The following is a 19,251-nucleotide window of genomic DNA, read 5'->3' as shown; positions in this document are numbered from 1 at the left end:
CATGAAAACTCTGATGACGACGCAAGAACTGGCCGATTTCTGCAAGGCGGCCGCAAGCTATCCATATATCACAGTCGATACCGAGTTTCTGCGCGAGCGGACCTATTATTCGAAACTGTGCCTCGTGCAACTGGCGCTTCCCTCTGATGATGAAGACAGCGCGGTTCTGGTTGATCCGCTGGTTGATGGCCTGTCTCTCGAACCGCTGTATGAGCTTTTCCGAAACGAGAACGTGGTCAAGGTGTTCCACGCCGCGCGTCAGGATCTTGAGATATTCTGGGTCGAGGCCGGTGTGTTCCCCAACCCGTTGTTCGACACACAGGTCGCCGCTATGGTCTGCGGGTTTGGTGAGCAGGTCGGCTATGAGACGCTGGTGCGGAAGATCTGCAAACAGGGCGTCGACAAGACTTCGCGGTTCACCGATTGGTCCCGCCGCCCTTTGACAGAGGCGCAGAAAACATATGCACTGGCGGATGTGACGCATCTTCGCAGGATCTACGAATATCTTTCCGCGGAACTCAAGAAGACGATGCGCAGCCACTGGGTGGCTGAAGAGCTGCGTACGCTGACGCAGCCTGCCACGTATGACATTCGTCCCGAAGAGGCCTGGAAGCGGGTCAAGACGCGAACGAATTCGGCCAAGTTCCTGGCTGTTGTACGCGAGCTGGCGCAGTTCCGCGAAAGGTATGCGCAGGAACATAACGTGCCGCGCAACCGGGTGTTCAAGGATGATGCCTTGATCGAACTGGCGTCGACCAAGCCCAAGACAGTCGCCGATCTCGGTGGATCACGCCTTTTGCTGCGCGAGGCGCGCAAGGGCCCGATTGCCGAAGGTATTCTTGCTGCGGTGACGAAGGGCACAAATTGTCCGCAGGAAAATCTGCCGAAGATCGACAATTCCCGGGATAACCTGAAGGTCAACCCGGCTTTGGCCGACTTGCTTCGGGTTCTGCTGAAATCCAAAACTGAAAGCTCAGGCGTTGCGGCCAAGCTGATCGCAACAAGTTCCGAATTGGACCAGATTGCCGCTGGCGAACGAGAACTGCCCGCGATGTCGGGATGGCGTTACGAGGTCTTTGGGGAAGACGCACTAAAGCTGTGCGAGGGGAAAATCGCGCTGGCGGCCAAAGGGCAGGCGGTCAAGGTCGTCTCGCTTTAGCGGCGATTACCGCCGCCGCGATTCCAAAGTATTCTGTTGCCCGACAACACGGATCAGACGAATGCCTTCAAGATCCTGGGTCGAGACATTAATGGCATCCGACACCATTCTTGTTCGTTCAGATCCTTGCGGGGTATCTGTGCTGGGGTAATTCACGCGGAATACAAACTCCAGAATTCCCTTTTCTTTGTTTTCTTCTGAATTAACCGAAACCAAGCGTGCGTTATAGGCACCCTGCCGAAGCGCGGTGCCAGAGGAATAGATGATCGCGCCCGACGGAATTGGCTCGATCCGCAGCTCATCGATTTTGGCGATTGGAATGCTGGTATCTTCGGCGTCTGGGCGCGAAAACAGGCCTCTTCCCTCTCTTGTCTTGGGAACCAAAGCATCGGCGGCATTTGGGTCCGACGGCGTTTCAGGCTTCACAGACCGGCTGGAGCCAAACCAGTTTGACGGATTCACCCGCGAGTCGCGCCAGCTGCCGCAGGCAGTCAGGGTCAGCATGGCGATGATAAGAACGGACAGAGACTTTTGCATGGACCCACTGCTTTTCACACGAATTCAGACAATGGGTTAGCGTAATTTCTTCGCGTTGAAAAGCCACAGCTGGGGCTGGACAGCAGGTGGTCGTCGGCATAGGTCACATTGTGATTTCAACGAAAGGATCACTGCGCCATGGCCACGCCTGCCTTTGAAGACATTGTCGAGGATTTCGAGTTTCTCGAAGACTGGGAAGACCGGTATCGCCATGTCATCGAACAGGGCAAGGCGATGGAGCCTTTGGATGACGCGTTGAAAGTTCCGGCGACAAAGGTTCACGGCTGTGCCAGTCAGGTCTGGCTGCATCCGATGATCGAAGCAGGTGTGTTCAAATTTGATGGCGACAGTGATGCGCTGATCGTTCGCGGGCTGATCGCCGTGCTTCGGTCCCTATACAACGGACTGCCGGTGACCGAGGTGCCGCAGGTCGATGCGGCGGCAGAACTGGCCCGACTGGGCTTGAACGATCATCTGTCAGCGCAGCGGTCCAATGGATTGCGGGCCATGATCGAACGCATCCGCCAGGTCGCGCAGGAAAACGCCTGAGGTCACTCGGGGCGGTTTGCCCAGTCTGACAAAGTGGTTTCCAGATCGCCGTAGCCGGTGAAACGACGTTCGAACGCCAATCCCATGCGGTCCGCGCATTTCCGTGCGCGTTCGGTCAGTTTCGGATCGTCGATCTGGGCCTGATAAATCAGTTTGGTGTAGTTGCCGAAATACATGTCCCGCAGTTCCGGGTGGCGATCCAGGCCCAGTGGTTTCCAGACAAATGCGTCGAACTGGCGGGCCAGAAAGTCAGTCAGGTAGAAGGCAGTTGTTTCGTCCTCGCCGCGTTCTTGAAAGGCCTGATTGCCTTCGAAGAACGAATAGCAATGAGGGCCTTTTACCATCTCGACGCCCAGTTTTTCGCAGGCGGATTGCAGCAGACCTCCGGTTCCGCAATCAGCGTAAACCACATAGATTTTTTCGAACCTGTCGCGGTGTTTGGCCACGGTGTCTTCAACTGCCTGCGTGATCCGTTCCGGATGAACATGCAGGATTGCAGGCAGGCAGGTCAGAGCCATGTGATCCCAGCCGTTGCGCGTTTTGATATCCAGAATTTCGCGCGCAAGTGCCCCGCAGGCGATCAGCAGGATGCCTGCGTTTTCCACGCCGTCATAGCCTTTGGTTGTGAGGCTTGCATCATCCGGTAGCGTATCGCTTGGCATAGGTCGGCTTCCTTATGGGCTCATGGCACAAGAGAACGAAAACAGCTTGCAGGCAAGCCTTCTTCCGACATCTCGTGTCAGGCTGCCGACGTTCGTGTTTCGAATGCCGATAACAGAGGCCGCGCGGGCGGGCCGTAGGCGGCGATACCTTGCTTCAATAACTCGGGAAACAACGATAGGATATCCTGTCGGGCCGACCGATCAAGTGCGTTCCAGGTTTGGGCGCCGGGATGAAAGCTCTCGCTCAGGCAGCCTTCCGACCAGAGCAACTCATGCTGATCAAACAGCAGATGGATATAGGTTACGACCCCGCCGGGTTTGAGGATGATGTCATGTCCATTGACTAAGTGTTTGGCGGGGGCCAGCGCTTCGGAATAGCCGGTATGCAGTTCCAAGCGCCAGTTCCAGAGCAGCATCCTGTGTTGCTGCGACACCAGAAGGTCGCGTGCGTTTCCAAATGCGCCTGCCTTGAACAGAACCGGCGCGAACGTGCCTGCGGCCTGAACCCGCCGTTGCCCGGCCCAACGCACCGTTTGAAACCCGTGGTCAAGGGTTTCAACCCGGTCGCCGGGACGCAGCGTTTCTACCGGGCGTTCTCCCTTCCGTGTTCTGATCAACGTTCCGGGCGTAAAGCACGGGACCAGATCCCAGTCCTCGCGGCTTGACACCAGTCCCGAATACCGATTACCGGCAAGACTGTTGAAGGTGATCGAGTGTATAGGCCCCGCTTCCAGAGCGGCCTGATCTGCGTTGTCCGAGAACTCTGGCACCAGATATGTGTTGCCATCCACATCCTGCGCGACAACGGCAGTAATGTTTGCACTTGTGCCGTCGAAATAAGTGACAGTGGCGTGGTAAACTGATGTGCCATCAAAGGTTTGCGGCGCGCCGCCGTCGATCGAAAACCGATCATTGGCAGACATGTTGTTCATGTCATAGGCAGAGCCGGGGTTTCCTACGGCGCTCCATGTCACGCTGTTGTGCGATAATGGCGCGTCCGTGTAACCGAAGGTTTGCCCAACAAGCGCGGAGGCGTTTTCAGCGACGTAATTGCCCTCAACACGATCGATATCGGCGAGTTTGCCCAACGAAATGGCTGTGAATGACTGCGGCACGGGACCCCCGAAACTTGGGCGTTTCGGTTTTTAACCGCACTTTCGTATACAATTGGATAATCAAGACGCCTAAAGACGGAGGCGGTGCAACAAAACGAAAAAGACCGCCCAAAACGGACGGCCTTTCAAGAAAAACCTGAGTGGTCTTAGCCAGCCAGTTGGTTGTGTTTGCGGCCCACGAAATCCTTGGCGGTTTCCACTGCAACAGCAGCGTCACGGCAGTAGGCGTCTGCACCGATGGCTTTGCCGAACTCTTCGTTCAGCGGCGCGCCACCGACCAGAACAATGTAGTCATCGCGCACGCCCTGTTCGACCAGGGTGTCGATAACGACTTTCATGTAAGGCATCGTGGTGGTCAGCAGGGCGGACATGCCCAGAATGTCGGGCTGTTCCGTTTCCAGTGCTTCCAGATAATTCTCGACCGGGTTGTTGATTCCCAGATCGACAACTTCGAAGCCTGCGCCTTCCATCATCATCGACACAAGGTTCTTGCCGATATCGTGGATGTCGCCCTTCACGGTGCCGATAACCATTTTGCCAACACGCGGAGCACCGGTTTCAGCCAGCAGCGGCTTGAGGATCGACATGCCGCCTTTCATCGCGTTGGCCGCCAGCAGAACCTCAGGTACAAACAGAATGCCGTCGCGGAAGTCATGGCCCACAATGGTCATGCCGCCAACCAGAGCCTTGGTCAGGATGTCATACGGCGTCCATCCGCGTTCCAGCAGGATATTGGTGCCTTCTTCGATCTCTTCTTTCAATCCGTCATAGAGATCGTCGAACATCTGATCGACCAGTTCGTCATCATTCAGTTCGGACAGGACGATATCTTCTTCGTCGGACATGGGGTATTCCCTGTGCTGGGCGGGCCATCGGCCCGTGGTGGCATTTTTTCCGTTTTGGCCAAAACGTCGCATTCTGACTGTGACGATTGCGACGTTGGTCGTTTCGGGACCGACCTATATGCCAAAAATGGCACCGGCTCGATTGAAAAGTCTGCAATATTATCCTGTTTATTTTTCATCTGTGCGTTCCTGTTTCTTCGAAGGGTTGGCTTGCACAGGTTTTGTTTCACGCTTATCGTACGGCAAGAACAAATAGGGAACAAATATATCGTGAGCATCGGGTATGTCGTCAAGGCAAGGGGGGTGGCGTCCAATACTGCTGGGCGGTTTGAACGGTTTGCAACGCAGGCTGTTGATGACGGGTGGGACATCAATGAAGACTTGCCGCCCCTGCGAACCGAGACGCGGGATGAGGTGGCGCGCAGTGCCATCACCTATAACCGTTCACCCGATTTGCCTTTTGACCGTTCGATCAATCCGTATCGGGGGTGCGAGCATGGCTGTGTCTATTGTTTTGCCAGACCCAGCCACGCCTTTCTGGGCTTGTCCGCAGGATTGGATTTCGAAACTCGCCTTGTTGCGCGCCCCAACATGAGCATTGTTCTGCGCAAGGAACTGTCGGCAAAGTCCTACAAGGTCGCCACGATCGCAATCGGGACAAACACTGACCCATACCAGCCCATTGAAAAAAACAGACTGATTACAAGGTCTTGCCTTGAGGTCTTGCAAGAGTTCAACCACCCGGTCGCAATCGTGACCAAAGGAACATTGATCGAGCGTGATCTGGATATTTTGGCTGACATGGCCAGCCGGGGATTGGTGCGGGTCGGTATTTCGCTTACCACGCTGGATGCGGGTCTGTCCCGGCGGATGGAGCCCCGCGCACCGTCTCCGGCCCGTCGGTTGCAGACGATCAGAGCGTTGACCGATGCGGGCGTTTCGGTTCGCGTAATGACCTCGCCTATTGTGCCTGGGCTGACAGATCATGAGTTGGAAAACCTGTTGGGCGCCGGAAAAGAGGCGGGCGCAGATGCGGCAAGCTGGATCATGTTGCGATTGCCCCGCGAAGTCTCGCAGCTTTGGCAGGACTGGCTGGCAGAGCACGAACCCGCCCGTGCAGAAAAGGTCATGTCCAAGCTGCGCGAAATGCATGGTGGGCGGGATTATGACCCGCGCTGGGGGCACAGGATGCGGGGTGAAGGGGAATATGCCGAGCTCATCGCCCTGAGGTTCGCTAAAACCTGCAAAAGACTGGGGCTTTCTATAAAATCCGCTCCGTTACGATGCGACCGGTTTGCAGTTCCGCCGCAACCCGGGGATCAAATGAGCTTGTTCTGAAACCAAATACCCAACCGTCCGCTGCTTCAGTATCGAAAGCAAAAGACCCCGGTTTAACCGGGGCCTTCTGGATTTATTGCGTGCTTTGATGGATCAGCGGTTTTCGATGTCCACGTAATCGCGCAGCGTCTCACCCAGGTACAACTGACGCGGGCGGCCGATCTTGTTCTGTGGATCTTCAATCATTTCTTTCCACTGGCTGACCCAGCCAACAGTCCGCGAAAGTGCAAAGATTGGTGTGAACATTGAGGTCGGGAAACCCATCGCCTCGAGGATGATACCCGAATAGAAGTCAACGTTCGGGAACAGTTTTTTGTCGGCGAAATACGGGTCTTCCAGCGCTTCGCGTTCCAGCTCTTTAGCAACCTGCAGTTTAGGGTTGTCTTCAATGCCCAGCAGATCCAGAACCTCGTCGGCCGACTGCTTCATCACCTTTGCGCGTGGGTCAAAGTTTTTGTACACGCGGTGGCCAAAGCCCATCAGGCGGAACGGGTCGTTCTTGTCTTTGGCACGGGCGATGAATTCGGGAATGCGATCTACGGTGCCGATCTCTTCCAACATTTCCAGACATGCCTGGTTGGCGCCACCATGGGACGGCCCCCACAAGCAGGCAATACCAGCGGCGATGCATGCAAACGGATTTGCGCCCGATGACGACGCCAGACGCACGGTGGACGTTGACGCATTCTGCTCGTGGTCTGCGTGAAGCGTTAAGATACGGTCCATCGCGCGGCTGAGGATCGGGTTGACCTCATATTCTTCGGCAGGAACGCTGAAACACATGCGCAGGAAGTTAGACGCATAATCCAAGTCATTGCGCGGATACACGAAGGGCTGCCCCGTGTGGTATTTATAAGCCCATGCGGCGATTGTCGGCATTTTGGCGATCAGGCGATGCGAGGCGACCTCGCGCTGATGCGGGTCCGCGATATCGGTCGAATCGTGATAGAAGGCTGACATTGCGCCGACAACACCGACCATAATGGCCATGGGATGCGCGTCGCGGCGGAAACCACGGTAGAAATACTGCATCTGCTCATGCAGCATGGTGTGGCGGGTGATCGTGGTTTCGAATTTCTCCAGATCTTTTGCGACCGGCAGCTCTCCGTAGAGCAGCAGATAGCAGACCTCAAGAAAGTGCGATTTCTCTGCCAGTTGGTCGATCGGGTAGCCACGGTGCAGCAACTCGCCTTTTTCACCATCGATAAAGGTTATTGTGCTGTCACAGCTTGCGGTTGAAGTGAAACCGGGATCATAGGTGAATACCCCTGCCTGACCGTAAAGCTTCCGAATATCAATGACATCCGGACCGGCGGTCGGGGTATGAACCGGCAACTCATACTCTTTGCCGTGAACGGTCAGAGTGGCTGTTTTGTTGCTGTCTGTCATGGTTATCCCTTCTTCATTCATACGCATGCCAAAGAAACCTCGGGCAGTGCGGGCAACGACTGCGCGCTTTCGCGCAGTCCGGGTGTTAGCGGAGCAGCGTTACCCGTTTATGAAATTCGGGTTATTTCGCTGCTTCTGAAAGCCGCGCCAGGGTTTCATCCCGTCCCAGCACAAGCATCATGTCAAAAACCGAAGGCGTGACGGCCCGACCAGCCAAGGCGGCCCTGAGTGGGCCAGCGAGCTTGCCGAACGTGAGCTCCTTTGACTCGGCAAAGGAATTCAGGGTCTCCTCCAGTTCGTCTCGAGACCAGCTAGCATTTTGCAACTGCGGCGTCAATTCTTCCAGTATACCGTCGGATACAGATGCCAGCGCCTTTGCGGCTTTCTCGTCGGGAACGATTGGGCGTTCCGTCAAGGCAAAGTGAGCCTTTTCAAGGAGTTCAGGAAAAGTCCGCGCCCGATCCTTGAGGCAATACATCGCACGTTCCAAATCACTCGATTGTGAATCTGTCAGGGGTGGTAAAGCAGCTGCGGCCAGGTAGGCTCCGATTTCATGCTGCAACGCAGCATCCTCAGAAATGGCGATGTGTTGACCACACAGGTTTTCCAGTTTTTTCAGATCAAACCGGGCAGGGCTTTTGCCGATGCCGTTCAGATCAAACCACTCCTTTGCCTGTGCATCAGTAAAGAATTCATCGTCACCATGGCTCCAGCCCAGACGGGCCAGATAGTTGCGCATCCCGGCGGCAGGATAGCCCATGGCCTGATACTCCTGCGCGCCAAGCGCGCCATGGCGTTTGGACAATTTCTTACCGTCTGGCCCGTGGATCAGCGGAATATGGGCCCAGACCGGAACATCCCAGCCCATTGCCTCATAGATCATCATCTGGCGCGCCGCGTTATTGAGGTGGTCATCGCCGCGAATGACATGGGTAACACCCATATCATGATCGTCGACCACCACTGCCAGCATGTAGACCGGTGTCCCGTCGGAACGCAGCAGAACCATGTCGTCCAGTTGGTCGTTGCGAATGGTCACGTCGCCCTGAACCTGATCGCGGATCACTGTTGTACCGTCCTGCGGAGCCTTGATGCGAATGACAAATGGCAGTTCGGGAAGAGCCGAAGGATCAGCGTCACGCCAGGGGCTGCGGAACAGGGTCGACTTGCCCTCGGCCCGCGCCTGTTCCCGAAAGGCGGCAATTTCGTCCTGCGTCGAGAAGCATTTATATGCCTTTCCCTCGGCCAGAAGCTGGTGCGCGACTTCGGCATGCCGGGCAGCTCCTTCGAACTGGCTGATTACATCGCCATCATGATCCAGTCCCAGCCATTCCATACCCTGAAGGATCGCGGTGGTTGCCTCGGGGGTCGAGCGCTCCCGGTCGGTATCTTCGATCCGCAGCAGGAACTTTCCACCACGTCCGCGGGCATAAAGCCAATTGAACAATGCGGTGCGTGCGCCACCGATGTGCAGAAAACCTGTGGGCGAGGGGGCAAAACGTGTGACGACCTGTTCGGACATGTTGAGGATTAACCTTTTGGTAACCGTATCTGGCATAGTTTGACGCCTGTCTAACGAGCCCGAAGGACGGGGGCAACCATGCGTGTTCTTGCACGGGTCGAGGCCGCGCTGCTGCACCAGACAGGGTACCTGTTTCCGTGGACGCCAGTCATGCTGGCAACGGGGATCGGTCTCTATTTCGGTGCCCGGAGCGAGCCTGGCTGGCCGGTATACGCTGGTCTTTCTTGCTTGTTCCTGGCTCTTGTCGTCCTGAGCCGCCGGCTGCCACCGGGGATGGGAGCGTTAGCGACCGGGGGGGCGCTGATTGCGGTCGGTGTCATACTGGCGGGCACTCGCGCCCATATGGTGGCAGAACCGGTTCTGTCCTGGCGGTACTATGGCCCTGTCGAGGGGAGGGTCGTCGCCATGGATCGGTCTGCCTCGGATGCGTTGCGGTTGACGCTCGATCAGGTGCGCGTAGGGGACGTACCGCAGGAGCGCAGGCCGCAACGCATCCGTCTTTCTGTTCATGGCGCAACAGACCCTTTTGCGCCTGGGCAACGGATCATGACCACAGCGCATCTTTCGCCGCCGCAGGGCCCGGTTGAACCTGGCGGGTTCGATTTTCGTCGCCATGCCTGGTTTCAGGAGCTGGGTGCGGTCGGGTATACCCGCGTTCCTGTATTGACGATTGCGCCAGTCAAGGACGGTATTGGCGGTGTTCGAATTACCGCAATCCGAATGGCCATATCGCGGCGAGTGAAACAAATCCTGCCCGGAGAAATCGGTGGGTTTGCCGCTGCCGTCACCACAGGTGATCGCAGTGGTATGGGGCAGGAGACGCTCTTGTCCCTGCGCGCGTCGAACCTGGCGCATTTGCTTGCCATTTCCGGGCTTCACATGGGGTTACTGACGGGTTTTGTTTTCGTGGCCTGCCGTATTGGTTTGTCACTGATCCCCTTCGTGGCGCTGCGGTTACCTGTCCGAAAAGTTGCGGCTGTGCTCGCGCTGATCGCGGCGACGATTTATTTGCTGTTGTCCGGCGGGAATATCGCAACCGAACGCGCCTATGTCATGGTCAGTGTCATGCTGGGGGCCGTGTTGATCGACAGGCGCGCGATCTCGTTGCGTGCGGTTTCCGTTGCTGCGCTGATCGTTCTGGTTCTTTGGCCCGAGTCGCTGCTGAGTCCGGGGTTTCAGATGTCCTTTGCGGCAACGACAGCCCTGGTTGCCGTCTTCGGCGCATTGCAACAGGTGGGTCCGTTACCCGGCCCGAATTGGTTGAAACCGATTGCTGGTGTGGTGATGTCCTCGGCGATAGCCGGGCTTGCCACGGCCCCAATTGGCGCTGCGCATTTCAATACGATGTCTCACTATGGATTGCTGGCGAACCTTCTGTCCGTACCCGTCATGGGCTTATTAGTTGTGCCTGCGGCGGTTGTCGCCGCACTGGCCGCCCCATTTGGATTGGAGGCTTTTCCGCTGACCGTTATGGGCTGGGCGCTGCATTGGATCTTGGGGGTGTCAAACTGGGTGTCGCACCTGGACGGTGCTCAGGGTTTCGTAGTTAGCCCGCCCTGGTATGTATTGCCACTTGTTGCTGTTGGTGCTTTGTGGCTGGCCTTGTGGCAAGGGCGCGCGCGTTGGTACGGGGTCGGGCCCGTCGTTCTGTCATTTCTGCTTTGGAACTCGGGCCACAGGCCAGATGTTCTGATCGCAGAAAACGGGGGGTTAGTCGGCGTGATGACCGCTCAGGGCCGGGCTTTGAGCAGAAGCAAAGGCAGCGGGTTTGTTGCCAGCGTCTGGCTTGAGAATGACGGTGACGGTGCCGATCAGATCGCGGCAGCAGGCAGATGGCCGGACAGCAGCACCGTTCAGCGGTACCCATATCAGGATATGGAAATCATCCATATCTCGGGCAAAAAGGCCGCGCACGCGTTCGACGAATGCAAGAACAACCAGATCATTGTTTCGACAGTTGCGCTGACCCTTGAGGGAGCGTGCGCCGTCTTCGATCCGGATCACCTGACCGAAACCGGCAGCCTGTCATTGTCGGACGGAAAGTTGACTTCAAGCGCGGAACTGACAGGTCACAGGCTCTGGTCCCCGAAGCCCGTCGGGGACCGTCGTTTGAATCCGGATCAATAGGTTCGGATCAGACCGACTAGGCGACCCTGAACCTTGACCTTTTCTTCAGGTAGAACGCGCGTCTCATAAGCCGGGTTGGCCGCTTCGAGAGCAATAGCGTTGCCGCGGCGGAAAAAGCGTTTCAGCGTCGCTTCCTGATCTTCTACCAGTGCAACCACGATATCTCCGTTATCAGCAGTCGCGGTTTCGCGGATGACAACCACATCACCGTCATTGATGCCCGCGTCGATCATCGAGTCACCGCGAACCTCAAGCGCATAGTACTGGCCTTTCCCGGAAACCATGGGGCCGGGGACCGCCACGTGATGTGACACGTGACTGATCGCTTCAATAGGGACACCCGCCGCGATCCGGCCCATCACCGGCAATTCCAACGCGTCCACCGCAACCGGTTCAATATTGGCCGGGCGGGGGCCTTTGGGCCGGTCACCTTCGATCACGCGGGGTGAAAATCCGGCAGTTGGTTCACCGCCAAGGCTTTCAGGAAGTTTCACAATTTCAATCGCGCGGGCACGATGCGCGAGGCGACGGATAAAGCCGCGTTCCTCCAGCGCAGTGATCAGCCTGTGGATGCCGGATTTCGACCGCAGGTCAAGCGCGGCCTTCATTTCATCGAAACTGGGCGGAACACCGTCCGCCTGCACGCGTTTTTGGATGAATTTCAACAAATCCAATTGCTTCTTGGTCAGCATTGCTCACACCTCGTCGCTCATGCGTTTTCTTTTGTTCTACGCATGTTCACGTTTTGTGTCAATGAATTTGGGCGAAGCTCAGATCGGCAGGTATCGAACCGTTTCCCCGGCCTTGCGGGCGGGGTCGTTCGGGGGACGGACCAAAAGGGCGTTTGCCTGCGCCAGAACGCTGAGCAGAGAGCTGTCCTGATCTGCACAGGCCTGGATACCCGTTTCGCTTAGAACCGCACGCATGTAATGCTCGCGCGGGCCGTTTTGTGACAGTGGTTCGGTCAACCGGGCAGAGCGAAAGGGTGGCAGAACCATTTCCAGCCCCAGCATCCGCCGCACCATCGGGGCAAGGAGCAGATAGCCACAGACCATCGCGCTGACCGGGTTCCCCGGAAGCCCGACCATCGCGGTGTCACCCATGCGACCAGCCATCAGAGGTTTTCCGGGGCGCATTCGGATCTTGTAGAAAGACCGATCCATCCCCAGCCCCTGCGAAACGTCAGACACAAGGTCGTAGTCCCCAACCGACGCACCGCCAATCGTCACGACGAGATCGGCCCCTCGTGCCAGGTGAAAAGCCGTTTCAAGTGATGAGACCGTATCCCGTGCAATCGGAAGGACACGAACCACAGCACCGAGCCCCTCAAGCAATGCCCGCAGTCCAAACGTGTTTGACGCGATAATCTGGTCCGGTCCCGGTTCTTCGCCGGGCATGACAAGTTCGTCGCCGGTCGAGATCAGGGCAATGACGGGTTTTCGAAAAACCGGGACCCGCGCGACATTCATCGCAGCCATCAGTGCAATGTCTTCGGCGCGGATCAAACGCGGTGCCGTGATGGGGGTGCCTGTCTTAAAATCCACACCGGCAGGGCGGATGTTCGTTTTGGGGCCGGGGTCGTCTGTGATCGTGATCAGATCGCCACGCCGGTCGGTATCTTCCTGAATCACAACGAAATCCGCGCCCTCGGGAACCGGAGCGCCGGTAAAGATACGCACGGCCTGACCGGGGCCCACCGAGCCGTCGAAACGACGACCCGCAGCGGATTCGCCCACCACTTTGAACATGGCATGAAGCTCGACTTCGTCGGCTTTGACGGCATAGCCATCCATCGAAGATGCCGCAAATGGCGGCTGGTCGCGCGTTGCCACAACCTCGTGCGACAGAACACGTCCCGCAGACTGGGCCAGGGGAACCTGTTCCGAAGGTAGAGGGCCGACAAGATCGAACAGCAGGGCGCGCGCTTCTTCGACGGTAATCATTTCGCCTCGTAACGTCCTGATTTTCCGCCGTCTTTAAGACTTAAATGAATGCCGCCAATTTCCATCGCTTTGTCGACGGCTTTGGTCATGTCGTACACAGTCAAGGCCGCGGTGGAAACGGCGGTCAGGGCCTCCATCTCAACTCCGGTTTGACCTGACGTTTTGACCGTTGCTTCGATCTGAACTCCCGGCAGATCCGGGTCGAGGGTCAGTTCAACGGCAACCTTAGTTACTGGCAAAGGATGGCAGAGCGGGATCAGATCCGGCGTCTTTTTTGCACCCATGATGCCGGCCAGGCGGGCAACGCCCAAAACATCGCCCTTAGCGGCGCGTTGTTCTGAAATGATTTCATAGGTTTCCGGTGCCATCTTAACGTGACCCACAGCCACGGCTAAACGATCTGTGACCTCTTTGCCCGAGACGTCGACCATATGCGCCTGACCTTGAGCATCGAAATGGGTCAGCGGCATCACATCACTCCGGGGATAAGCGGATTGGACAGGATGTGGCGGGTGGCCGCTTCGACATCGTCCTGACGCATCAGGCTTTCGCCGATCAAAAAGCACCGGGCGCCATAGCGCGCAATATCCCGCAAATCTTCTGGCGTGCCCAACCCGCTTTCGCAGACGATAGTACGGTCTGCCGGTACCAGTTTGGATAAGCGCCGAGTCGTATCAAGAGTGGTTTCGAAGGTCTTGAGATTGCGGTTGTTTATGCCGATCAAAGGACTTTTCAGTTGGGCTGCGCGTTCAAGCTCGGCTTGGTCGTGAACCTCAATCAGAACGTCCATCTCCCAATCGAAAGCGGTTTGTTCCAACTCGGCTGCCTGATCATCGCTGACGGATGCCATGATGATCAGAATACAGTCGGCTTCCAAAGCACGTGCCTCGACCACCTGATAAGGGTCATACATGAAATCCTTACGCAAAGCGGGCAGAGATGTCGCGTTACGCGCTTGTGTTAGATATTCCTTGGCACCCTGAAAGCTCGGCGTGTCGGTGAGCACGGACAAACACGCAGCACCGCCTTCTTCATAGGCCTTGGCCAAGGCAGGCGGATCAAAATCTGGCCGGATCAAACCCTTGGAGGGGCTGGCTTTCTTGACCTCGGCAATCAGGCCGTAACCTTGCCGGGACGCAGCTTGAAGAGCTGCGGCAAACCCGCGGGTTTCCGAAGCGGCGCGTGCTTCACTTTCCAGAGTTTCCAAGGACTTATGAGCCTTGTCTGATGCGATCTCTTCCAGTTTGTAGGCTTTGATCTTGTCCAGAACGGTTTCGGTCATGCGGCCTCCTGAGTCTTGGCGGCCAAGGCCGTGATTTTGTTTTTGGCTTCACCGCTGTCGATGCTCTCGGCGGCCATGGCCACGCCTTCGCGCAGATCACTTGCAGCATCGGCGACAATTAATGCGGCGGCAGAGTTCAGCAACACGGCGTCACGATACGCGGACGGGGCGCCGTCCAGCAGCGCACGAAATGCGATGGCATTTTCTTCAGGGGTTCCGCCGAGGATGTCTTCGAAAGGGTGCACAGGCAGGCCGGCATCCTCGGGGTGCAGCTCGACCTCTTTGATCACGTCATCTTCTAAAGCGGCGACCCAGCTGATACCGGTGATCGTCAATTCGTCTGTCCCGTCTGATCCGTGCACCAGCCACGCGCGATCTGACCCCAGCAAGCCTAGTGTTTCAGCCATGGGGCGGATCAACTCGCGGCTAAAGGCGCCAGTCAGTTGCCGTTTGACACCGGCAGGGTTGGTCAGCGGGCCAAGGATATTGAAAATCGTGCGCGTTCCCAGCTCCTGCCGCGAGGGCATAACATGCGCAATAGCCGGGTGATGCATCGGCGCCATCATGAATCCGATCCCGACATCTTTCAATGCGCTTTCAACGACTTGCGGGCCAACCATGACGTTGATGCCCATTTGACCCAATGCATCCGCTGCGCCTGATTTGGAACTTAGGTTGCGGTTGCCGTGTTTGGCGACTGTCACGCCAGCGCCTGCGACGACAAAGGCCGTCGCGGTCGAGATATTCAGAGTACCTTTTCCGTCCCCGCCCGTGCCAACGATGTCGATCGCCCCTTCGGGCGCCCGCACGGCATTGCACTTGGCGCGCATCACAGCCGCGGCCGCGGCATATTCATCAACCGTTTCCCCCCTCGTGCGCATGGCCATCAACAGCCCGCCAATCTGGCTTGGCGTGGCTTCGCCGTTGAACAGGATGCCAAAGGCAGTCTCGGCCTCTTTACGGGTCAGCGGACGATCGGCGGCTGCTCCAATCAGCGGTTTCAGCGCGTCGCTCATGCGGGGACTTTCAGTTCTTGCAGGAAATTCTTGAGAAGGGCGTGACCATGCTCGGACGCAATCGATTCAGGGTGGAACTGAACACCGTGAATAGGCAGTTCCCTGTGTTGCAGCCCCATGATCGTGCCGTCTTCCAGCTCGGCTGTGATCTCAAGACAGTCGGGCAGCGTCTCGCGCTCGACCACCAGCGAATGGTAACGTGTGGCTTCAAAGGGCGATGGAAGGCCAGCAAAGACGCCTTTTCCGGTGTGGTGCATGATGCCCATTTTGCCGTGCACAATTTCGTGGCATCGTACCACCTTGCCACCGAACGCCTGTCCGATGGTCTGATGCCCAAGACAAACCCCCAAAAGAGGTGTTTTTGTCTCGGCGGCGGCTTCGGTCAGAGCCAGACAGATGCCCGCCTGATCCGGGTCGCAGGGGCCGGGGCTTAGCAGGATCCCAGCCGGGTTCATGGCCATTGCTTCTTGCACATCCAGCGCATCATTGCGGCGAATGACCATTTCGGCACCAAGTTCGCCCAAATAATGTACCAAATTGTAGGTAAACGAGTCGTAGTTGTCGATCAGCAGCAGCATATGGGCACTTATCTTCGCTTGGGCATTTCGGGCTGGCGATGCAACCCCGGGCCACGGTATAATGTCCGCACATACATGCTCAGGCTTGGGCGGCAGCGTCAAGAGGACATACGGTTTCTGACGCCTCCAATTGACCGAGCGCCACACCAGATGGCGCAGAGCAGGGCGAGGCAGGGAAAAGAGGCGAAAGGCAGGAAATATGGGCGGATTTTTCGGAGGAATGGTCGCAGGGGCGATCGTTGTTTTGATCTTGGGTGCGGTCGTGTCGCTCAACACGCCGATGGTCAATACGCCGTTTGTTGCGACCGAAGCACCAGCGCCGACGATTTCAGAAACACCAGAGGCGCCTACTGAACTTGCCGAGGATGTTTCTGATGCCGATCTGGTGGAACTGGCCCCGCGTGCGCCAGAAGCCGCCGATAATGCCAGCGAAGATCTGGCCGACTTGTCCGGGCTGGAAGCGTCATCCGAGCCCCAACCCGAGGTTGGCAAAGCGGCTGAGGCTCCGAACGAGCCCGCTGCATCGGTCGCGACCGAAGTGTCTGTCATGACCGAAGCCCCCGCTGCGCCGCCCGAGCCCAGCCAGGTGCCCGCAGTTCAGCAGGAACAGTCCTTGCCGGTTGTAATTGATGAAACGCCCGCACCTCCATCCGAGCCTGATACGACCGAGGTCGCGGTTCTTGAGCCCGAACCAAATCCGTTGCCACAGGTCGAGGCTGATCCACAAACAAATGACACCACGACTGATAATTCATTTGAAAGCAGTCCGATTGCGGTGGAAGGGGATGAAGATACCTTGCCCCGTGAGCTTCCGCGTATTGCTGCGCTGCCTCAGATCGGGGGAGAACAGGAAGAAAGTGCCAGTTCGATTGTCGGAAAACGTATCCTGCCGTTGACGGAACGCGATGATGAGCCTGTTGCAGAACAGGCGATTTCCGAACAGCCATCTGCGGAAAAACCGATTGAACGTTTTGCTGCCAAGTTCGAGAACCCGGAATCTAAGCCGCTGATGTCGATCATTCTGATTGATGACGAAGGCGCATTCGGCGCCGAAGCGTTGCAGGATTTCCCTTACCCGATCAGCTTTGCCGTGAACCCGTCTGATCCGGATGCGGCGGAAAAGATGGCACGGCACCGCGCGGCTGGGTTCGAAGTTCTGGCCCTTGCGGACTTGCCCGAGGCAGCAAGCGCGCAGGATGCCGAAGTTTCCCTGTCCGTGTGGCTGGATACATTGCCTGAAACAGTGGGTATTCTGGAAGGCGTGAACAGCGGCATTCAGGGAAACCGCAAGCTGGCCGATCAGGTCGCGGCAATTGCTGCCGGAACCGGACGCGGGTTGATCACACAGGACAATGGGCTGAACACTGTCCAGAAGCTTGCGGTTCGCAATGGCATTCCGTCCAGCGTTGTGTTCCGCGATATCGATGGGGCGCGACAGGATCCCAGAATCATGCGCCGGTTCCTGGATCAGGCCGCGTTCCGGGCGGGTCAGGAAGGAACCGTTGTCATGCTGGGGCGGGTACGACCAGAGACAATCTCAGCCCTTTTGCTGTGGGGTCTTGAAGATCGCGGGAACCGGGTGGCGATGGCGCCGATCTCGGCCGTCTTGATGAAACAGGTGCAGTGACTGTTTGATTCAGGCGGCGATCTCCTGATCAGCCGCCTTGTTCTTTAACCGTTGCCGTTTCCGGTGAACCGAGCGGCATCTTCCGCTGCGCGCCGAATGGCGTTTGACTTATGGACAGTCTCCATGAACTCGGCCTCGGGGTCGCTGTCATAGACAACACCGCCGCCAGCCTGAATATAGAGTTTCTGATCCTTCACGATCGCGGTGCGCAAGGCAATGCACATGTCCATGTCACCGCCAGCGCTGAAATAGCCAACACCGCCGCCATAGACGCCGCGTTTTTCCGGCTCAAGCTCGTCAATGATCTCCATCGCCCGCACTTTCGGCGCACCCGAGACGGTGCCCGCAGGCATCCCGGCAAAGAAGGCGTCCAGGGCATCCTTGTCTTCCGCCAGCTCACCCACCACGTTGGACACGATGTGCATCACATGGCTGTAGCGTTCGATGATGAACTCTTCGGTCGGGCGAACCGTACCGATTTTGGACACGCGGCCGGTATCATTGCGCCCGAGGTCCAGAAGCATGAGGTGTTCGGCCAGCTCTTTCTTATCGGCCAGCAGGTCAAGCTCGTTCGCTTTGTCTTCCTCGGGGGTCGCGCCACGGGGACGGGTGCCTGCAATCGGGCGAATGGTGACTTCGCTGCCGAACACACGCACCAGAATCTCGGGGCTGGCCCCAACGACCTGAAAACCGCCGAAGTTGAAGTAGAACATAAATGGCGAGGGGTTGGTGCGCCGCAGCGAACGATAAAGCGCAAAAGGCGGCAGCGGAAAATCCTGCGTCCAACGCTGAGCCGGAACAACTTGGAAGATATCGCCAGCGCGGATGTATTCCTTGGCCTTTTCAACCGCTTCCATATAGCCCGACTTGGTGAAGTTCGACACCGGTGCCGCAACTTCGCGCGCGTCGCCCAGATCACGGGTTTCGGCGGGCATCGCGCGTTCCAGATCGCGGACCGCATCCATCACACGCTCGGCCGCCTGTGCATAGGCAGCTTTGGCAGATTGACCGTCGCTTGCCCAGGTGGGTGAGACCACCGTCACCTCGCCTTTGACACCATCCAATACTGCGACAACAGACGGGCGCAACATGATCGCATCTGGCAGCCCCAGCGGATCGGGGTTCACGTCCGGCAGGTATTCGACCAGCCGGACCATGTCATAGCCCAGATAACCAAACAGCCCGGCGGCAGCCTGAGGCAGGTCGTCTGGCAGCTCAATACGGCTTTCTGCCAGTAACGCCCGCAGGTTGTCCATCGGATTGCCGTCCTGCGCGACAAAGGCGTCGGCGTCGAACCGCGCCGAACGATTCAACGCGGACGTTTCGCCGTGGCAGCGCCAGATCAGGTCCGGTTTCATGCCGATGATCGAATAGCGGCCACGCACTTCTCCGCCCGTAACCGACTCCAGCATGAACGCATCTTTCTGCGCGCCCGTCAGTTTGAGCATCAGCGACACGGGTGTGTCCAGATCGGCGGCGAGACGTGTGTAAACCACTTGGTTTTCGCCCGCTTCATAGGCGCGCGCGAAGGTATCGAAATCGGGTGTCAGGGCCATCTTGGT

General features: G+C 57.5%; 18 protein-coding genes. 5 read left to right on the top strand and 13 right to left on the bottom strand.

The annotated features are described in order from the left end of the window. Position 1 precedes the first annotated feature (1 nt). On the top strand, positions 2-1,159 hold the full coding sequence (rnd, locus tag AC2FNC_RS00835) for a ribonuclease D (RefSeq protein ID WP_496714334.1): 1,158 nt from the start codon (positions 2-4) through the stop codon (positions 1,157-1,159). A gap of 6 nt (positions 1,160-1,165) precedes the next feature. Here the strand turns inward: rnd and AC2FNC_RS00830 are convergent, their stop codons facing one another. Beyond that, a complete protein-coding gene (locus AC2FNC_RS00830) occupies positions 1,166-1,696 on the bottom strand; it encodes a hypothetical protein (RefSeq protein ID WP_496714332.1) in 531 nt (176 codons plus the stop codon). A gap of 138 nt (positions 1,697-1,834) precedes the next feature. Between AC2FNC_RS00830 and AC2FNC_RS00825 the strand changes: the two genes are divergently transcribed. Then, positions 1,835-2,245, top strand: coding sequence for a SufE family protein (locus AC2FNC_RS00825; RefSeq protein ID WP_480472984.1), 411 nt, complete (start codon positions 1,835-1,837; stop codon positions 2,243-2,245). A gap of 2 nt (positions 2,246-2,247) precedes the next feature. Here AC2FNC_RS00825 and AC2FNC_RS00820 read toward each other — a convergent pair whose 3' ends face one another. The 3 genes from AC2FNC_RS00820 to AC2FNC_RS00810 form a co-directional block, all read right to left on the bottom strand. Then, the gene (locus tag AC2FNC_RS00820; protein ID WP_480517173.1) at positions 2,248-2,907 is read right to left on the bottom strand and encodes a DUF1638 domain-containing protein; all 660 of its coding nucleotides are present in this window, start codon (positions 2,905-2,907) and stop codon (positions 2,248-2,250) included. A gap of 77 nt (positions 2,908-2,984) precedes the next feature. Continuing rightward, entirely contained in the window at positions 2,985-4,022 is a 1,038-nt protein-coding gene (locus AC2FNC_RS00815) for a Hint domain-containing protein (protein ID WP_496714330.1), read from the bottom strand. 146 nt (positions 4,023-4,168) lie between these two features. Next, complete coding sequence (locus AC2FNC_RS00810) at positions 4,169-4,867, bottom strand: corrinoid protein (RefSeq protein WP_209503809.1); 699 nt, start codon at positions 4,865-4,867, stop codon at positions 4,169-4,171. Positions 4,868-5,137: 270 nt separating this feature from the next. Between AC2FNC_RS00810 and AC2FNC_RS00805 the strand changes: the two genes are divergently transcribed. After that, positions 5,138-6,205 (top strand): PA0069 family radical SAM protein, encoded by a 1,068-nt coding sequence (locus AC2FNC_RS00805; RefSeq protein WP_496714329.1) that lies wholly within the window; start codon positions 5,138-5,140, stop codon positions 6,203-6,205. 93 nt (positions 6,206-6,298) lie between these two features. Here the strand turns inward: AC2FNC_RS00805 and gltA are convergent, their stop codons facing one another. Together gltA and gltX are read right to left on the bottom strand one after the other, a co-directional pair. Then, positions 6,299-7,594 (bottom strand): citrate synthase, encoded by a 1,296-nt coding sequence (gene gltA / locus AC2FNC_RS00800; protein WP_480472976.1) that lies wholly within the window; start codon positions 7,592-7,594, stop codon positions 6,299-6,301. Between the two features lie 121 nt (positions 7,595-7,715). After that, positions 7,716-9,116: a glutamate--tRNA ligase gene (gene gltX, locus AC2FNC_RS00795; RefSeq protein ID WP_496714381.1), complete on the bottom strand. Its 1,401-nt coding sequence runs from the start codon at positions 9,114-9,116 to the stop codon at positions 7,716-7,718. A 78-nt stretch (positions 9,117-9,194) separates the two neighbouring features. Between gltX and AC2FNC_RS00790 the strand changes: the two genes are divergently transcribed. Beyond that, positions 9,195-11,243: a ComEC/Rec2 family competence protein gene (locus AC2FNC_RS00790; protein WP_480603516.1), complete on the top strand. Its 2,049-nt coding sequence runs from the start codon at positions 9,195-9,197 to the stop codon at positions 11,241-11,243. Here AC2FNC_RS00790 and lexA read toward each other — a convergent pair. The 6 genes from lexA to AC2FNC_RS00760 form a co-directional block, all read right to left on the bottom strand. Continuing rightward, a complete protein-coding gene (gene lexA / locus AC2FNC_RS00785; protein ID WP_496714327.1) occupies positions 11,237-11,935 on the bottom strand; it encodes a transcriptional repressor LexA in 699 nt (232 codons plus the stop codon). The two genes, AC2FNC_RS00790 and lexA, sit on opposite strands and share 7 nt — an antisense overlap. 78 nt (positions 11,936-12,013) lie before the next feature. Then, positions 12,014-13,186: a molybdopterin molybdotransferase MoeA gene (locus AC2FNC_RS00780; protein ID WP_496714325.1), complete on the bottom strand. Its 1,173-nt coding sequence runs from the start codon at positions 13,184-13,186 to the stop codon at positions 12,014-12,016. Further along, a complete protein-coding gene (gene moaC, locus AC2FNC_RS00775; RefSeq protein WP_480472966.1) occupies positions 13,183-13,656 on the bottom strand; it encodes a cyclic pyranopterin monophosphate synthase MoaC in 474 nt (157 codons plus the stop codon). The genes AC2FNC_RS00780 and moaC overlap by 4 nt, the downstream gene beginning before the upstream one ends. Beyond that, positions 13,656-14,468, bottom strand: coding sequence for an indole-3-glycerol phosphate synthase TrpC (gene trpC, locus AC2FNC_RS00770; RefSeq protein ID WP_496714324.1), 813 nt, complete (start codon positions 14,466-14,468; stop codon positions 13,656-13,658). Before trpC ends, moaC begins: the two co-directional genes overlap by 1 nt. Beyond that, on the bottom strand, positions 14,465-15,484 hold the full coding sequence (gene trpD, locus AC2FNC_RS00765; protein WP_480517159.1) for an anthranilate phosphoribosyltransferase: 1,020 nt from the start codon (positions 15,482-15,484) through the stop codon (positions 14,465-14,467). The genes trpC and trpD overlap by 4 nt, the downstream gene beginning before the upstream one ends. Next, positions 15,481-16,062: an anthranilate synthase component II gene (locus AC2FNC_RS00760; protein ID WP_209503818.1), complete on the bottom strand. Its 582-nt coding sequence runs from the start codon at positions 16,060-16,062 to the stop codon at positions 15,481-15,483. Before AC2FNC_RS00760 ends, trpD begins: the two co-directional genes overlap by 4 nt. Positions 16,063-16,261: 199 nt before the next feature. Here AC2FNC_RS00760 and AC2FNC_RS00755 point away from each other — a divergent pair, with 199 nt between their 5' ends. Next, complete coding sequence (locus tag AC2FNC_RS00755; RefSeq protein WP_496714321.1) at positions 16,262-17,689, top strand: divergent polysaccharide deacetylase family protein; 1,428 nt, start codon at positions 16,262-16,264, stop codon at positions 17,687-17,689. A gap of 44 nt (positions 17,690-17,733) precedes the next feature. Here AC2FNC_RS00755 and trpE read toward each other — a convergent pair whose 3' ends face one another. Continuing rightward, on the bottom strand, positions 17,734-19,245 hold the full coding sequence (gene trpE / locus AC2FNC_RS00750; protein WP_480517153.1) for an anthranilate synthase component I: 1,512 nt from the start codon (positions 19,243-19,245) through the stop codon (positions 17,734-17,736). Positions 19,246-19,251: the final 6 nt, after the last annotated feature.

This window comes from Ruegeria sp. BHSA123 (assembly GCF_059613425.1).
Note: the sequence above shows the minus strand (reverse complement) of the source record. Positions and strands in the feature narration are given on the sequence as shown.

Coding starts and splice junctions, on each gene's coding strand:
- rnd (WP_496714334.1), top strand. CDS start 2: ATGAAAACTCTGATGACGACGCAAGAACTGGCCGATTTCTGCAAGGCG.
- AC2FNC_RS00780 (WP_496714325.1), bottom strand. CDS start 13,186: ATGATTACCGTCGAAGAAGCGCGCGCCCTGCTGTTCGATCTTGTCGGC.
- lexA (WP_496714327.1), bottom strand. CDS start 11,935: ATGCTGACCAAGAAGCAATTGGATTTGTTGAAATTCATCCAAAAACGC.
- moaC (WP_480472966.1), bottom strand. CDS start 13,656: ATGCCGCTGACCCATTTCGATGCTCAAGGTCAGGCGCATATGGTCGAC.
- AC2FNC_RS00810 (WP_209503809.1), bottom strand. CDS start 4,867: ATGTCCGACGAAGAAGATATCGTCCTGTCCGAACTGAATGATGACGAA.
- gltA (WP_480472976.1), bottom strand. CDS start 7,594: ATGACAGACAGCAACAAAACAGCCACTCTGACCGTTCACGGCAAAGAG.
- AC2FNC_RS00820 (WP_480517173.1), bottom strand. CDS start 2,907: ATGCCAAGCGATACGCTACCGGATGATGCAAGCCTCACAACCAAAGGC.
- AC2FNC_RS00755 (WP_496714321.1), top strand. CDS start 16,262: ATGGGCGGATTTTTCGGAGGAATGGTCGCAGGGGCGATCGTTGTTTTG.
- AC2FNC_RS00760 (WP_209503818.1), bottom strand. CDS start 16,062: ATGCTGCTGCTGATCGACAACTACGACTCGTTTACCTACAATTTGGTA.
- gltX (WP_496714381.1), bottom strand. CDS start 9,116: ATGTCCGAACAGGTCGTCACACGTTTTGCCCCCTCGCCCACAGGTTTT.
- trpD (WP_480517159.1), bottom strand. CDS start 15,484: ATGAGCGACGCGCTGAAACCGCTGATTGGAGCAGCCGCCGATCGTCCG.
- trpE (WP_480517153.1), bottom strand. CDS start 19,245: ATGGCCCTGACACCCGATTTCGATACCTTCGCGCGCGCCTATGAAGCG.
- AC2FNC_RS00790 (WP_480603516.1), top strand. CDS start 9,195: ATGCGTGTTCTTGCACGGGTCGAGGCCGCGCTGCTGCACCAGACAGGG.
- AC2FNC_RS00830 (WP_496714332.1), bottom strand. CDS start 1,696: ATGCAAAAGTCTCTGTCCGTTCTTATCATCGCCATGCTGACCCTGACT.
- AC2FNC_RS00825 (WP_480472984.1), top strand. CDS start 1,835: ATGGCCACGCCTGCCTTTGAAGACATTGTCGAGGATTTCGAGTTTCTC.
- trpC (WP_496714324.1), bottom strand. CDS start 14,468: ATGACCGAAACCGTTCTGGACAAGATCAAAGCCTACAAACTGGAAGAG.